This is a genomic window from Allobosea sp. LjRoot90 (assembly GCF_964254315.1).
Lineage (GTDB): Bacteria > Pseudomonadota > Alphaproteobacteria > Rhizobiales > Beijerinckiaceae > Allobosea.
In genome coordinates, this window is record NZ_CAXUTF020000002.1 from 638,730 (window position 1) to 652,501 (window position 13,772).

The 13,772-nt window shown below is 65.9% G+C and carries 12 protein-coding genes; 4 read left to right on the forward strand and 8 right to left on the reverse strand.

Features of this window, described 5'->3' with window-relative positions; genetic code table 11:
• Positions 1–20: 20 nt before the first annotated feature.
• From ACSQ3M_RS09755 to ACSQ3M_RS09765, 3 genes are all read right to left on the reverse strand, one after another.
• Positions 21–1,874: a potassium transporter Kup gene (locus ACSQ3M_RS09755; RefSeq protein WP_436150299.1), complete on the reverse strand. Its 1,854-nt coding sequence runs from the start codon at positions 1,872–1,874 to the stop codon at positions 21–23.
• A gap of 429 nt (positions 1,875–2,303) precedes the next feature.
• Positions 2,304–4,505 carry an esterase-like activity of phytase family protein gene (locus tag ACSQ3M_RS09760; protein WP_436149859.1) on the reverse strand — a complete coding sequence of 734 codons (2,202 nt, stop codon included), beginning with the start codon at positions 4,503–4,505 and terminating at the stop codon, positions 2,304–2,306.
• A 134-nt stretch (positions 4,506–4,639) separates the two neighbouring features.
• Positions 4,640–5,062 carry a hypothetical protein gene (locus ACSQ3M_RS09765; protein WP_436149860.1) on the reverse strand — a complete coding sequence of 141 codons (423 nt, stop codon included), beginning with the start codon at positions 5,060–5,062 and terminating at the stop codon, positions 4,640–4,642.
• Positions 5,063–5,197: 135 nt separating this feature from the next.
• Between ACSQ3M_RS09765 and ACSQ3M_RS09770 the strand changes: the two genes are divergently transcribed.
• Together ACSQ3M_RS09770 and ACSQ3M_RS09775 are read left to right on the forward strand one after the other, a co-directional pair.
• On the forward strand, positions 5,198–6,019 hold the full coding sequence (locus ACSQ3M_RS09770; protein WP_436149861.1) for a helix-turn-helix domain-containing protein: 822 nt from the start codon (positions 5,198–5,200) through the stop codon (positions 6,017–6,019).
• An 88-nt stretch (positions 6,020–6,107) separates the two neighbouring features.
• Positions 6,108–6,299 carry a CsbD family protein gene (locus ACSQ3M_RS09775; protein ID WP_436149862.1) on the forward strand — a complete coding sequence of 64 codons (192 nt, stop codon included), beginning with the start codon at positions 6,108–6,110 and terminating at the stop codon, positions 6,297–6,299.
• A gap of 59 nt (positions 6,300–6,358) precedes the next feature.
• Here ACSQ3M_RS09775 and dnaJ read toward each other — a convergent pair whose 3' ends face one another.
• Positions 6,359–7,489 carry a molecular chaperone DnaJ gene (dnaJ, locus tag ACSQ3M_RS09780; protein ID WP_436149863.1) on the reverse strand — a complete coding sequence of 377 codons (1,131 nt, stop codon included), beginning with the start codon at positions 7,487–7,489 and terminating at the stop codon, positions 6,359–6,361.
• 131 nt (positions 7,490–7,620) lie between these two features.
• Positions 7,621–9,543 carry a molecular chaperone DnaK gene (dnaK, locus tag ACSQ3M_RS09785; RefSeq protein ID WP_436149864.1) on the reverse strand — a complete coding sequence of 641 codons (1,923 nt, stop codon included), beginning with the start codon at positions 9,541–9,543 and terminating at the stop codon, positions 7,621–7,623.
• A gap of 458 nt (positions 9,544–10,001) precedes the next feature.
• Here dnaK and ACSQ3M_RS09790 point away from each other — a divergent pair, with 458 nt between their 5' ends.
• A complete protein-coding gene (locus ACSQ3M_RS09790; protein ID WP_436149865.1) occupies positions 10,002–10,904 on the forward strand; it encodes a hypothetical protein in 903 nt (300 codons plus the stop codon).
• A 10-nt stretch (positions 10,905–10,914) separates the two neighbouring features.
• Here the strand turns inward: ACSQ3M_RS09790 and ACSQ3M_RS09795 are convergent, their stop codons facing one another.
• The 3 genes from ACSQ3M_RS09795 to ACSQ3M_RS09805 all read right to left on the reverse strand — a co-directional run bounded on the left by ACSQ3M_RS09795 (position 10,915) and on the right by ACSQ3M_RS09805 (position 13,044).
• Positions 10,915–11,820 (reverse strand): methylated-DNA--[protein]-cysteine S-methyltransferase, encoded by a 906-nt coding sequence (locus ACSQ3M_RS09795; RefSeq protein ID WP_126116225.1) that lies wholly within the window; start codon positions 11,818–11,820, stop codon positions 10,915–10,917.
• Between the two features lie 184 nt (positions 11,821–12,004).
• Complete coding sequence (locus tag ACSQ3M_RS09800; RefSeq protein WP_436149866.1) at positions 12,005–12,514, reverse strand: hypothetical protein; 510 nt, start codon at positions 12,512–12,514, stop codon at positions 12,005–12,007.
• Between the two features lie 2 nt (positions 12,515–12,516).
• Positions 12,517–13,044 (reverse strand): DUF2244 domain-containing protein, encoded by a 528-nt coding sequence (locus ACSQ3M_RS09805; RefSeq protein WP_436149867.1) that lies wholly within the window; start codon positions 13,042–13,044, stop codon positions 12,517–12,519.
• A gap of 20 nt (positions 13,045–13,064) precedes the next feature.
• On the opposite strand from ACSQ3M_RS09805, the gene nth reads away from it, so the two are divergent.
• Positions 13,065–13,766, forward strand: coding sequence for an endonuclease III (gene nth / locus ACSQ3M_RS09810; RefSeq protein ID WP_436149868.1), 702 nt, complete (start codon positions 13,065–13,067; stop codon positions 13,764–13,766).
• Positions 13,767–13,772: the final 6 nt, after the last annotated feature.

A 13,772-nucleotide genomic window follows, 5' to 3' on the forward strand; every position in this document is an offset into this window, starting at 1 on the left:
TAGCCTGATCGCGCCGGTGATCAGATCTCGATCTCCACCCCGACCTCCACGACTTGCTTGGCCGGGATATGGAAATGGGCGGCCGAACGCTCGGCATTGCGCTGCATGAAGGAGAAGAGCGACTCGCGCCACACGGCCATTCCCGCAATCTCCTCACGCGGAATGATCGTCTCACGGCCGATATAGTACGACATCTCGTCGAGATCGACGCCCCGCAGAAGGCCGTGCTCGACACCGCAGCGCAAGCCGTCAGGAATGCGCGGTGTCTCCATGAAGCCGAAATGCAGGATCACGCGCGTAACGCCGGGGGCGAGCTCGATCACCTCCATGCGGTTTTCGTCGGATACGCGCGGGATTTCCTCCAGCTTGCCGGTGACAAGAAGAATCCGCTCGTGCAGGGCGTGGTTGTGGCGGACGAAATGCGTGAGCGAGAGCGGAAGCCCGCGCGCAGCAGAGGCCAGGAAGGCGGCGGTCCCCGGAAGACGCACTGGCGGGTTCGTCGCCAGCATGTCGAGAAACTCCTTCTCCGGCTCCCGCTGGCGGCTGCGGGCCACCTCCACCAAAGCAAGGCCGCGCCGCCAGGTCAGCATGATCACCACCAGCACGAGCGCCAGGACCAGCGGATACCAGCCGCCTTCATGCAGCTTAGGCAAGTTGGCTGAGAAGAAGGCGAGGTCGATCAGCAGGAAGAAACCGTTGACCACCACGACAAGGATTGGGTTGTAGCCCCATTTGAGGGCGATCAGCGCTGCGAGTCCGGTGGTGATGGCCATCAGCAACGAAACAGCGATGCCATAGGCGCCGGCCAGCGCATCGGACGAGCGGAACATGAAGACCGAAGTCAGTGTCGCCAGGCAGATCATCCAGTTGACCATCGGGATGTAAATCTGCCCCTTCTGGTCATGGGCCGTGTGCTTGATGTGAACAGCGGGGAAGAGGCCGAGCTGCACAGCCTGCTGGGTCAGCGAATAGGCGCCGGTGATCACAGCCTGCGAGGCAATGACGGCGGCAGCGGTCGCGAGGAAGATCAGGGGATAGTGCGCCCAGTCCGGAGCGAGCTGGTAGAACGGGTTGTTGAGGGCTGCAGGTTGGATGAGCAGCAGCCCGCCCTGGCCGAAATAATTGAGCATCAGCGCGGGCAGCACGATGGTGAACCAGGCGAGGCGGATGGGTTTGGGACCGAAATGGCCCATATCCGCATACATAGCCTCACCCCCGGTCACGGCCAGGAAGGTGGCACCCAGCACGGCGAAGCCGACGAGCGGGGCGGTGTGGGTGATGAAGTAGAGCGCATTGAACGGGTTGATCGCCGCGAGAATCTCCGGCGCCATCAGGATGCCCCGGATGCCGAGCAGCGCGAGCACCAGGAACCAGAACAGCATGATCGGCCCAAACAGCCGGCCGATGAAGCCGGTGCCCTTGCTCTGGACCAGGAAGACGCCCATCAGGATCGCGGCGGTCAACGGCACGACGGCCGGCGCCAGCATCGGCGCATCGACCTTGAGACCCTCGATCGCGCTGAGCACGGAAATGGCCGGCGTGATCGCACCGTCGCCATAGAGCAGAGCGGCACCGACGAGTCCGATGACGAGGACATAGGCGCGCCCTGTGCCGGGCTTGGCATGGCGCGCCTTGAGCAGGGCTAGCATCGCCATGATGCCGCCTTCGCCGCGATTGCCGGCGCGCAGGATCAAGATCGAGTACTTGATCGAAATGATCAGGATCAGCGCCCAGAGGATCATCGAGACGCAGCCGATGACGGCTTCCGGCTGCAAGGCTCCTCCGGCACTCGCGGCCCGGGCCGCTTCCTTGAGCGCATAGAGCGGGCTGGTACCGATATCGCCGTAGACGACGCCCAGAGCCCCGAAAGTCAGAGCGGGGGTGGAGCCATTGTGATCGTGCTGAGACGGCGTGCCGTCCTGTGACAGAACCTCACGGGCCATGCGCCGCCTCCCCTTTTGTGGAAGTAGCGCACGTCGCAGCGCCGGCAGCAAGACGTGTTCCCGCCGGATTGCTGCGGTCTGCAGTGCAAGCGCCAAGGGCAGCGAACCGCAAGGCGTTTGGCGAGCCTGGGCTTCGGGCCGAGACCGTCACACAGGAGCGCAAGGCGATCGGCTGGAGCTCTTTTCGATCAAGCTGCGTCATTCCGGACAAGCGGCGGAGCGGAGCGCCGGAATCCATCAGAGGGCTCCGGCGCCCTGCGATGAATTCCGGAGCTGCGCAGCTTCGCCGCTTGTCCGGAATGACGGAGTGGTTTGATACAGTCGGCAGATAGTACCCTTGGGCCTGCCCTTTTCGCAGGCTTACTTCGCCAGCTTGCCGAAGGCGAAGAACTGGGTCTCGCCGGAGGAGTCGTCGACGCCGTCATTGTCGGTGACGACAAAGAGGTCCCCGGCCTTGTCGACCGCCATGCCCTCGACCTTGTCGAGCCCGTAGCCGCCGAGCTTCATCAGATCGGGCGTCAGGTCGCGCAGCAGCTTCTTCTCGACGGTCGGGATCTCGGAGGAGCCGAACGGCGCCGGCTTCAGGCCCTTGACCGAGAAGGTCGCCAGCGTCTTCACCGCCTTGGCACCGAACTGGTTGTCGCGCTCGATCACGGCGAAGGTCTCGTCGCCGAGATAGGTCAGCTCCGACAGGCCCATCCAGGCGCCGGCGGCGGGAGCCGTCAGTGGGTAGTAGAGGATGCCCCAGCTCTTGGTGGAGGGCTTGTAGGTCAGCAGCTTGACCTTGCCCTTGGGGTCGTCCTTCCACTCGCGCTGAACGGCGATCCAGACCGTCTCGTCCGGGCCCGTGCCGGTGACAGCGACGCCCTCATAGCCCTGGTTGATCGCCTTGGCGGCGAACTCTTCCGGCAGGGCGATCTCCTCCTCGACCTCGCCCTTGGCCGAGACGCGTAGCAGCAGGTTCTGCGTCGGCTTCTCCTTGCGCTCCGGCGCGCCTTCCGACGCCAGCCAGAAGCCGCCGCCCGGGCGGGTCGCGATCGCTTCGAGATCGTAGGAGGCAGGCTTGCCGTCCTTGGTCACGGCGAGCGAGCCGGTGATCGTCGCCGGCTTCTTCGTCGCGTCGATCTCAAGGATGCGCGAGGGCGTATAAGCGCTGTCGGTGACGCTGAAGAGCCGGCCCGGCAGCTCGGGATGCGCGGCAAGACCGGAGAGAGCGCCCCAGCCAAGCGGAGCACCGTCGACATCCGCCGAAACGATGGTCGGATAGGCGATCGGAGCTTCGCTACGCTCGTAGATCGTCACCGCCGAGCGCGGTCCGCCCTTCTCGCCGAGATCGGCCTCGGACGCCGAGACCAAGAGGTTGCGCTGCGGGATGGCGAGCAGGCCTTCCGGCGCTATGCCTGCGGGCAGCGCCTGCAGGAAGCGCGGTGGCCGGCCAGCCCCCTCGTCCTTGAAGACGAGCACGAGCGAGGCGCGCTCGAGCCCGACGAAGATCAGGCGGTCGCCGCCGTAAGTGCCGACCTCGATCCCCTCCGGCTCGCTGCCCTTGGCGGCCGAGCGACGCTCTGGGTAGTGGCCGAGGCGGATCGCGACATGATCGACCATGTTGCCGGAATCGAACTCGACCGTGCCGTCCTTGCGGAAAATGGTGAAGCCGCGCGAACCGCCCTTCCAGTCGCCCTCATTGGCGGTGACGAACCGGTCATTGTCGATCCAGCGCACCGCATCCGGCTCGCGCGGGACGCCCTTCAGCTCCTCGGTCGGCTTGATCTGGCCGTCGCGGGTCTTGTCGATGTTCTTGAGATCGACGGTGCCGGCCGGGAAATGCGCGACGAGCTTGCCGGTCTTCGTATCGACCACGGCAAGGTGGTTGTTCTCCTGCAGCGTCACGACGGCGAGGCCGTCCTGGTTGACGTCGACGAATTCCGGCTCCGGATCGGTCGGCTCGACGGCGGCGATGCCGGTGAGGTCGACGATCTGCTTCGAAGCGCAATCGGCCTCGCCGCCCTTGATGCCGATCAATGTGAGGTTGCCGGCGGGAAGCTGCGGCAGGTCGCCCTTGTTGAGCTTCTCGTCGCGCTCGTTCTCGATGACGATGGCGAGCTTGCCCTTGTCCTTGGTCAGCGTGATCGAATCCGGCTGGCCGCCGAGCTCGCATGTCGCGGCGACCTGCCTGGTCTTGAGGTCGATGGTAGCGAGGTGACCGGCCGGCTCCTTGAAGTTGTCACCGGACGAGACGACGACAGCGAAGGCGCGCTCGCCCAGGATGACGACCGAGGTCGGCTCGCCACCGACCGGGATGAAGCCGGCAGGCTTGGGGGCATTGGCCGTGGTGATGTCGATGAGGCCGATCGCCTTCTGCTCGGCGTCGGTATAGGCGAGCAGGGTCCCGGCCTCGTTGGCGGTGATGATCTCCGCGACCGTCTTCTTTTTCGCGTCGCGGTCGGCCGGCAGGTTCAGCGGCACCTGGAAGGTGGCGATGCGGTTGAAATTCGGCTCGGCGAGCGCAGTGCCGCCAGCGAGGAGCGTCGCGAGAGCCGCAAGGACGAGGGATTTGCGCATTGGACGGTCCTGTTCCGCAGTGAGGAGGCAGGCCTTCCGGCTAGTGAGCACAGGCGACAGTTTCGTGACAAGCCGTCGCAAAGCAAAACGCCGCTGCGGCGGGAGCCGTAGCGGCGTAACATGGGCACGGGCAGTCAGCGTAGCGCGGCTTCGGCTCCGGCGGCTTCCGTGACCGACTTCTTCAGGCCGATCACTTCGAGCTCGGTGACGACGGCCACCGCCGCAGCCTGGGCCAGGACGAAGGCGATGCCGAGCGTGGTCGGCGCAAACCAGCCGGCGACCAGGATCAGCACGCTGTCGGCGACCCAGAGGATGTTGACGCCGATCACGGCATAAACGGCGAGCCGCGGCAGCCGTACCCGGCTGGCAAGGAAGGCGAGTGCCGCGGCACAAGGCAGGAGCAGGAGACCGGCGCCGCGCAGGAACTCGACGGGGAAGCCGAGGAGGCCGGAGAGCGTACCGGTGCCTACGCTGAGCAGCAGGCCGGTGCCAGCGCAGGCGGCGGCATCGAGGGCGAGAGCATTGCGCAGGAAGCGCGAGGACTGGATGAAGGCCATGGCTGTTCTCCGGTTTGGGCCGCCGTTTCGTCCGGGGCCGTTGCTGATGGAGGCCATGCTGACGAAGCCTGAGCGGCCCGTCGATTAAGCGGGAGGTAATTGGAAGGCGCCCCGGCTGCGGCTAGCTTGCCTCCTATGAACAAGCACCAGCAGCCCGTGATCGGGCATCTCATCCGCGACTGGCGCCAGCTGCGTCGCCTCAGCCAGCTCGATCTCGCCCTCGAGGCCGAGATCTCGCAGAAGCATCTCAGCTTCATCGAGAGCGGCCGCTCGGCGCCGAGTCGGGACATGGTCCTGCTCCTCGCCGAGCATCTCGGAGTGCCGCTGCGCGAGCGCAATGCGCTCCTGCTCTCGGCCGGCTATGCCCCGGTCTACCTCGAACGCTCATTGGAGGATCCGAGCCTGCAGGCAGCGCGCAGCGCCATCGACATGCTGCTCAAGGGGCACGAACCCTACCCGGCTGTCGCGATCGACCGGCATTGGACCCTGCTCGCGGCGAACGCGATGATCCCGCCGCTGCTGACGCTGGTCGAGGACGCCGATTTGCTGCGCCCGCCGGTCAACGTGCTCAGGCTCAGCCTGCATCCGCGCGGGCTCGCCCCGGCGATCGTCAATCTCGCCGAATGGCGCGGCCATCTGATCGCCCGGCTGCGCCAGCAGATTCGCGCCACCGCCGATCCGCTGCTGGCCGAGTTGCTGACTGAATTGCTGAGCTATCCCGTTCCGGCTGTTCCGACCACGAAGGGCCGATCGCACGAAGAAGCAGAGCCGCCGATCGTCGTGCCGCTGCAATTGCGGCTGGGGGAGACCGTGCTCTCGCTGATCTCGACGACGACGGTGTTCGGCACGCCGGTCGACGTCACCCTGTCGGAGCTGGCGCTGGAAACGTTCTTCCCCGCCGACGAGGCGACGGGCCTGGCGCTGCGGGCGATCGCGGAGGCCGATGCAGCCGCCTGAGAGGCGGAACCAAAAGTTGGCGGCAACGTTCTTCCACCGAACCGGCGCTGCCGCGCCGATTTCGCGTCATTCGAAAAGGAAAACGTCCATGGGCAGCACCGCCGACAAGATCAAGGGCATGGCCAATGAAGCGGCCGGCAACGTCAAGCAGGCCGCCGGCAAGGCGCTGAACAAGCCCGGGCTGCAGGCCGAGGGCATCGCGCAGGAGCGCAAGGGCGAAGCCCAGCAGGCGATCGGCAAGACCAAGGACGCCGTCAAGAAAGTGATCGACAAGGCCTGACCGCAAGGTCGGCCCCTATCAAAGAAAGGCGGGCGCCGCAAGGCGCCCGTTTTTTCGTCTCAGGCCGCGCCGCCGAGGCCGCCGAGGAAGTCCTTGACCCGGCCGAAGAAGCCGGCGGTCTCGGGATGGGTGGCGCCGGAACTCTCGCGCTCGAACTCCAGCAGCAATTCGCGCTGGCGGGCAGTGAGCTTCTGCGGCGTCTCGACCAGAACCTGGATGTAAAGATCGCCCATCTCGCGCGACCGCAGCACGCTCATGCCCTTGGCCTTCAGCCGGAACTGCTTGCCGGTCTGGGTGCCTTCCGGAATTTTCACCCGGGCCTTTTCACCGTTCAGCGTCGGCACCTCGATCTCGCCGCCGAGCGCGGCCGAGGTCAGGCCGATCGGCACCCGGCAGAACAGGTCGGCGCCGTCGCGCTGGAAGATGGCGTGCGGCTTGATCGAGAGGAAAATGTAGAGATCGCCCGCCGGCCCACCGCGCAAGCCGGCCTCGCCCTCGCCGGCAAGGCGGATGCGTGTGCCGTCCTCGACGCCGGCCGGGATGTTGACCGAGAGTGTGCGCTCGCGGGTGACGCGGCCGGCGCCCTGGCAACCGGTGCAGGGATCGTCGATGATCTCGCCGCGGCCGCCGCAGGTCGGGCAGGTACGCTCGACCGAGAAGAAGCCCTGGCTGGCGCGAACGCGGCCATGACCACCGCAGGTCGGGCACTGGCGCGACTTCGAGCCCGCCTTGGCGCCGGTGCCAGAGCAGACCTCGCAGGCCATCGAGGTCGGGACACGGATGGTCTCGTTCTTGCCGGTATAGGCGTCCTCGAGGCCGATCTCGAGATTATAGCGCAGGTCGGCGCCGCGCTCGCGGGCATTGGCGCCGCGTGGGCCGCGGCCACGGCCCTCACCGAAAAAGGATTCGAAGATGTCGGACATGAAGTCCGACATGTCGGCCGGGCCACCGCCCCCGCCGCCGTTCTCGAAAGCCTGATGACCATAGCGGTCATAGGCCGCGCGCTTCTGGCCGTCGGAGAGGACCTGGTAGGCCTCGTTGAGTTCCTTGAACTTGATCTCGGCCTGCTTGTCGCCCGGGTTCTTGTCCGGGTGATGCTGCATGGCGAGTTTGCGGAACGAGCCCTTGAGCTCGATCTCCGTCACCGTCCGGGATACCCCGAGGATCTCGTAATAGTCGCGCTTCGACATTCAACCAGCTGCCCCTGCGCCGTCCTGTACGTCCATACAAGCCAGCGAGTCATGTCCTGCCGACGCCATCGCCTTAACGTAATGGCCGGGTCAAGCCCGGCCATCCCGTCACGGTCAATGACGAGCGCGCCTCAGGCGCTCTTCTTCTTGTCGCCCTTGTCGTCGCTGACGTCCTTGAAGTCGGCGTCGATGACGTCGTCCTTCTTCGGCTCCTCGACAGCGGCGCCCTCGGGAGCATTCGCTTCGGCCTGGCTGGCGGCATACATCGCCTCGCCGAGCTTCATCGACACCTGCATCAGCTCGTTGGTGCGCGACGAGATCGCCTCGACATCCTCACCGGTCAGCGCAGTTCTGAGGCCCTCGAGCGCGGTCTCGATCGCGCCCTTGTCAGCTTCCGAAACCTTGTCGCCATAGTCCTTCAGCGACTTCTCGGTCGAGTGCACGAGGCTCTCGCCCTGGTTCTTGGCCTCGACCACCTCGCGACGCTTCTTGTCGTCGGCAGCGTTCGCCTCGGCATCCTTGACCATCTTCTGGATCTCGGCCTCGGAGAGACCGCCCGAAGCCTGGATCTTGATCTGCTGCTCCTTGTTGGTGGCCTTGTCCTTCGCCGTCACCGAGACGATGCCGTTGGCGTCGATGTCGAAGGTCACCTCGATCTGCGGCATGCCGCGCGGAGCCGGCGGAATGCCCATCAGGTCGAACTGGCCGAGCATCTTGTTGTCGGCCGCCATCTCGCGCTCGCCCTGGAAGACCCGGATCGTCACCGCACCCTGATTGTCCTCGGCGGTGGAGAAGACCTGGCTCTTCTTGGTCGGGATCGTGGTGTTGCGGTCGATCAGGCGGGTGAACACGCCACCCAGCGTCTCGATGCCGAGCGACAGCGGGGTCACGTCGAGCAGCAGCACGTCCTTGACGTCGCCCTGCAGCACGCCGGCCTGGATCGCGGCGCCGATGGCGACGACCTCGTCAGGATTGACGCCCTTGTGCGGCTCCTTGCCGAAGAACTGCTTCACCACCTCCTGGACCTTCGGCATGCGGGTCATGCCGCCGACCAGGACGACCTCGTCGATCTGGCCCGCCGACAGTCCGGCATCCTTGAGCGCCTTGCGGCAGGGCTCGATGGTGCGCTGGATCAGGTCGTCGACCAGGCTCTCGAACTTGGCGCGCGAAAGCTTGATGGCGAGGTGCTTCGGACCAGAGGCATCCGCCGTGATGTAGGGCAGGTTGATCTCGGTCTGCGCGGTGGTCGACAGCTCTATCTTGGCCTTCTCGGCAGCTTCCTTCAGGCGCTGCAGAGCGAGCTTGTCCTTCTTCAGGTCGATGCCCTGCTCGCGCTTGAACTCCTCCGCCAGGTACTCGACCAGGCGCATGTCGAAGTCCTCGCCGCCGAGGAAGGTATCGCCATTGGTCGACTTCACCTCGAAGACGCCGTCGCCGATCTCGAGGACCGAAACGTCGAAGGTGCCGCCGCCGAGGTCATAGACCGCGATGGTGCCGGCCTGCTTCTTGTCGAGGCCATAGGCGAGCGCAGCCGCAGTCGGCTCGTTGATGATGCGCAGCACCTCGAGGCCGGCGATGCGGCCGGCATCCTTGGTGGCCTGGCGCTGGGCGTCGTTGAAATAGGCCGGGACAGTGATGACAGCCTGAGTGACCGGCTGGCCGAGATAGGCCTCCGCGGTCTCCTTCATCTTCGTCAGCGTGAAGGCGGAGATCTGCGAGGGCGAGTAATCCTTGCCGTCGGCCTCGACCCAGGCGTCGCCAGACGGGGCCTTCTTGATCTTGTAGGGGACGAGATCGATGTCCTTCTTGGTCATCGGATCGTCGAAAGTACGCCCGATCAGGCGCTTGATGGCAAAGAAGGTGCGCTCCGGATTGGTCACCGCCTGGCGCTTGGCCGGCTGGCCGACCAGACGTTCGCCGTCATCCGTGATGGCGACGATGGACGGCGTGGTGCGGGCGCCCTCCGAATTCTCGATGACCTTGGGCGTCGACCCTTCCATCACTGCAACGCAGGAATTGGTCGTTCCGAGGTCGATACCGATTACTTTACCCATGGATGGGATCCCTTTCGATTTAGCAGATCGCCGGAAAGCCCGCGCACGAAGCGCCGTCCTCCGGCCCATGGCCCCGAATCGCCCCCACCTTCCGCGGCGAACGAACCCGGGATATCCACGTCTGGCGGCGAAGCGACGGAACGAGGCTTTGGCCCCGGCCCGGTTTCGGCCGCCGGTTAGAATAAAGATCGACCGGTCCTGCGTTTCAGCGCTCGCATGTGAATGTTAGCGCTTGGCACAATCCGGCCCCGATGGTCGTGAAAACCACCGCTTGGCGGCGTATATAGGGAGGGTGACGCCCTGCTTGCAAGGCACGGAGCCGGATTAAGAATCGGCTTTGAGCGGTGTCCTGCACAGAATTCGCAGCGCTGACCATTCTGGATAAGTGTTGCCTTCGTGCTCTTGCGCAGCAAGCTCGGCCAATTCATTCAAAGAACCTTGCGCAACGGGAACCAGCCGTGAACACGACTCGCCGCCCGACCGCCCATCGTCTCGCCGCCGGCGCAGCGCTGGCTTGGCTCGGCCTTGCGAGCGGGGTTCTGGCGCAGCCACTGCAACTGCCCGGCGCGCAGCCCTTCAACGCGCCCGGGGCCCAACAGTCGGCGCCGGCCTCGGTCGGCGGCCCGACGACGCCGCGTCCGCGCACCATGCCGGCCATCAAGATTCCTGGCGAAGATTCGATTCTCGGCAAGACGCTGCGCCGCAATGGCGGTTTCGGCGAAGCAACGCTGGAGAAGACCGGCAGTGGCTATGGCCTGAAACTGCGTGCCGAGGGCTTCCAGTCCAGCAACCTTACCGAGCCCTGCGCGATCTCGTTCGGCGATGCGCCTGTGCCCGTGACCTCGCTCGGCAAGCCGGCGGGGCTGGCACGCTACAAGCTCGAGGCGCCGGCCTGCCCGATCGTCTTCGACGTGCTTGAGGGCGCTTTCCTGGTGGTCGCGCCGGAGCAGCCCTGCGTGATCGAGGCTGCAGCGTGCCGCATCGATCCCCGCGGCGTCTGGGGGCCGGATGTACGCACACTTCCTGCCCGCGCCAGGGAGATCGATGGCGAGCGCAACAAGGCGGAGACAGCGGTCCGAGAGGGCTTTCGCGCGCTCTCCGCCAAGGCCGACCTGCCTGAGCAACGCACGATCGCCCGCGAGCAGGCGGGCTTCTCCTCGGAGCGCGAGCAGATCTGCCGCGACTTCCAGCGCGAGGGCTCACACGGCTTCTGCGGAGCCCGCGTGACCGAGGCTCGGGCTGCCTCGATCCGTTCCCGGCTCGGCCTGCCCGAACCGAAGCCCGAGACGGCGAAGCCGCGCCCGGCCACGGCAAGACGGGCGCCCCCGCCCGCGGCGGCGCCCGCTCCAGCCATCCAGTAAGCGTACCGCCTCAGGCTGCCTGGCCGCTCGCGACCTGGCCTGCCTCCCAGCCGAGGATGGCGCGCTTGCGCGTCAGTCCCCAATGGTAGCCGGTGAGCGCGCCGGACTTGCCGATGACGCGGTGGCAGGGAACGACGAAGGAGATCGGGTTCTTGCCGACCGCCGCGCCAACTGCGCGCGCCGCCGAGGGCTTGCCGATATGGCCGGCGACGTCGCCATAGGTGGTGGCGCAGCCGACTGGAATGCGCAGCAGCGTCTCCCAGACGCGAACCTCGAAATCGGTGCCGATCAACACGACGCGCAAGGGCGTCTGCGGCGACCAGCTGCCGGGCTCGAAGATACGGGCGGCATAAGGTTTCGTCGCCTGCGGATCGAAGCGGTAGTCCGCGTGCGGCCAGCGCCGCATCATGTCGGCGAGCGCCTCGGCCCGGCCACCGATGACCTTGCCGCCGTCGAGGCTGTTCGAGACCCAGCCGAGGCCGGCGAGGCCGCGCTCGGTCACCACGATCAGCGCTTCGCCGAAGGGCGAGGTGTGGAAGCCATAGGACAGCCGCAGGCCCTCGCCGCCGGTCTTCCACTCACCCGGCGACATCGCCTCATGGGTGACGAAGAGATCGTGCAGGCGACCCGGCCCAGAGAGTCCGACCTCGAAGCTGGTGTCGAGGATGCTGGCGGAGGACGCCAGCAAGCCCTTGGCGTTGTCGAGCGTGATCGCCTGCAGGAAGGCCTTCGGCGTCAGCCCGCACCAGCGCCGGAACAGGTGATGCACATCGGTCGGGGTTGCACCGGCTGCATCGGCGATCGCCTCGATCGTCGGCTGCTGGCGCCAGTTGTTGGTGATGTAGGACAGGATGCGGCGCACCGTATCGTAATCCGAGCCCGGCGCGGCCGCCGGAAAATCGGCCTCAGAAGGCATGGCTTCGGCGGCGCGGGCGAGCACGGCGTTGGAGACGGTGATCGGTTTCATCGCAGTTCGGAAGCTGGAGTGAGCGTTCATCTTTCTATCCTCGCGATCTGAATGTCATGCTCACGAAGCTAGTCATGTCAGCATGCGTCTCCCACCCGAAAGCTGACAAGCTCGCCTCAGGTCCGCAGTCCTCTCAAACGAAGTGTTGCAGCTTCTCGCGCGTCAGGCGCTGGTTGTTGCGATACCATTCGTCGCTGGTGAAGAAGACCGGCGAGGCTTCGTCCCAGCCGCTGCAGCTATAATCCGACTGCTCGGCAAAGAAGGCGACGAGGGCCTCGCGCGAGCGCCATTCCGCTATCGCCTCACCCGGGTGATGGCCGTCCAGGATGTCGCAGAGCTTGACGCCTTCTTCCGTACGGATCAGCCCGTGACCGCAGAAGTCGCGGTGGAATTCGTGGATCAGGCCCTCGCCAACCGGACAGGTCATCAGACGATCCCAGACCTGCCTCGCCAACACAGGGCCGAACAAGGCGCGATCGAGCTTGTCGCGCAGCACAAGGCCGTAGGCGCGAACCCTCGCCTCGCCATCGCTGACTTGCGCCGCCGATGCCGGGCCTGGCTTGCGCAGCGTCGCCCGCAAGGCGGCGCCGAGCACGACCACGATCACCGCCCATGCGATCAGCGGGATGATCGTCGCGGCCATGCTCAGGCGGGCTCGAAATCCGGGCCGCGCTTAGCCTTGGCGAGCGCTGTGCCAAGCGCCTGCGCGAAACCTTCGCGTTCCTGCGGCGAGAGCGCGGACGCGACCACGGTCCGCTGCCCACGCGAAACCAGTGAAAGCGCGAGCAGGCCGTAATCCTCGTCATCCTCGCGCTCGAGCTTGGTCCAGGCGGGGTTGGAGCGCCAAATGTTCTCGCGGCCGTGATGCGAGACCTTGCGCAGCAGCACCTCGAGCGGCGTCACGATGATGCGCTCGAAGGCGCGCGCCGCGTTGAAGTTGACCTTGAAGGCGATGTAGAGCGCGAGCAGGTCGAGCCCGAAGAAGCCGGCGACCGGCCAGGCGCCGAGCACCATGAAGGGGATCGATGCGGCAACGCTGGTCAGGCAGACCAAAGTCATCACGATCCGGAAATTATCCTGACCGAGCGAGCGATGCGGCGTGATCGTCGCGTCGAAGACCGGCTTTTCGGCCGCCTCACCTGCTTCGTCGGATTCGGGCTTGCCCAAGGTCATCCGCGAATTATAACGCCGCGATGCCCATGCCGAACAGTCCGAAACGCCGCAGCCCGCCGCCGAAGCGGAGCACGCTACCGAAGCCGCGCAGCGCTGCCGAGATCTACGAGGTCTTCGGCCGTTTCCGGCAGGCGAGGCCCGAGCCTAAGGGCGAGCTCGATTACGTCAACGCGTTCACGCTCCTGGTCGCCGTCGTGCTCTCGGCGCAGGCGACCGATGCCGGCGTCAACAAGGCGACGAAGCGGCTGTTCGAGCTCGCCGACACGCCGCAGGCAATGCTCGCTCTCGGCGAGGACAGAGTGCGCGAGCTGATCAAGACGATCGGGCTCTACCGCAACAAGGCGAAGAACGTGATCGCGCTCAGCGAGAAACTGATCGCGGAATTCGGCAGCGAGGTGCCGGCGGATCGCGAGGCGCTGGAGAGCCTGCCCGGCGTCGGCCGCAAGACAGCGAATGTCGTGCTCAACATCGCCTTCGGCGAAATCACCCACGCGGTCGATACCCATGTCTTCCGCGTCGCCAACCGCCTGCGCATAGCGCCCGGCAAGAATGTGCTGCAGGTCGAGTTGGGCCTGGAAAAGGCCGTGCCGGCCGAGTTCGGCCGGCACGCACATCACTGGCTGATCCTGCACGGACGCTACACCTGCAAGGCGCTGCGCCCGGTTTGCGAGACCTGTGTCGTCGCCGATCTCTGCGATTCCGCCGACAAGAGGATTGCCTGACGCGCC

Excerpts from the sequence above, each read along its gene's own strand:
- ACSQ3M_RS09800 (WP_436149866.1), bottom strand. The coding sequence starts at position 12,514 with ATGGCCGCGACGATCATCCCGCTGATCGCATGGGCGGTGATCGTGGTC.
- ACSQ3M_RS09805 (WP_436149867.1), bottom strand. The coding sequence starts at position 13,044 with ATGACCTTGGGCAAGCCCGAATCCGACGAAGCAGGTGAGGCGGCCGAA.
- nth (WP_436149868.1), top strand. The coding sequence starts at position 13,065 with ATGCCCATGCCGAACAGTCCGAAACGCCGCAGCCCGCCGCCGAAGCGG.
- ACSQ3M_RS09765 (WP_436149860.1), bottom strand. The coding sequence starts at position 5,062 with ATGGCCTTCATCCAGTCCTCGCGCTTCCTGCGCAATGCTCTCGCCCTC.
- ACSQ3M_RS09770 (WP_436149861.1), top strand. The coding sequence starts at position 5,198 with ATGAACAAGCACCAGCAGCCCGTGATCGGGCATCTCATCCGCGACTGG.
- dnaJ (WP_436149863.1), bottom strand. The coding sequence starts at position 7,489 with ATGTCGAAGCGCGACTATTACGAGATCCTCGGGGTATCCCGGACGGTG.
- ACSQ3M_RS09775 (WP_436149862.1), top strand. The coding sequence starts at position 6,108 with ATGGGCAGCACCGCCGACAAGATCAAGGGCATGGCCAATGAAGCGGCC.
- ACSQ3M_RS09760 (WP_436149859.1), bottom strand. The coding sequence starts at position 4,505 with ATGCGCAAATCCCTCGTCCTTGCGGCTCTCGCGACGCTCCTCGCTGGC.
- ACSQ3M_RS09795 (WP_126116225.1), bottom strand. The coding sequence starts at position 11,820 with ATGCCTTCTGAGGCCGATTTTCCGGCGGCCGCGCCGGGCTCGGATTAC.
- dnaK (WP_436149864.1), bottom strand. The coding sequence starts at position 9,543 with ATGGGTAAAGTAATCGGTATCGACCTCGGAACGACCAATTCCTGCGTT.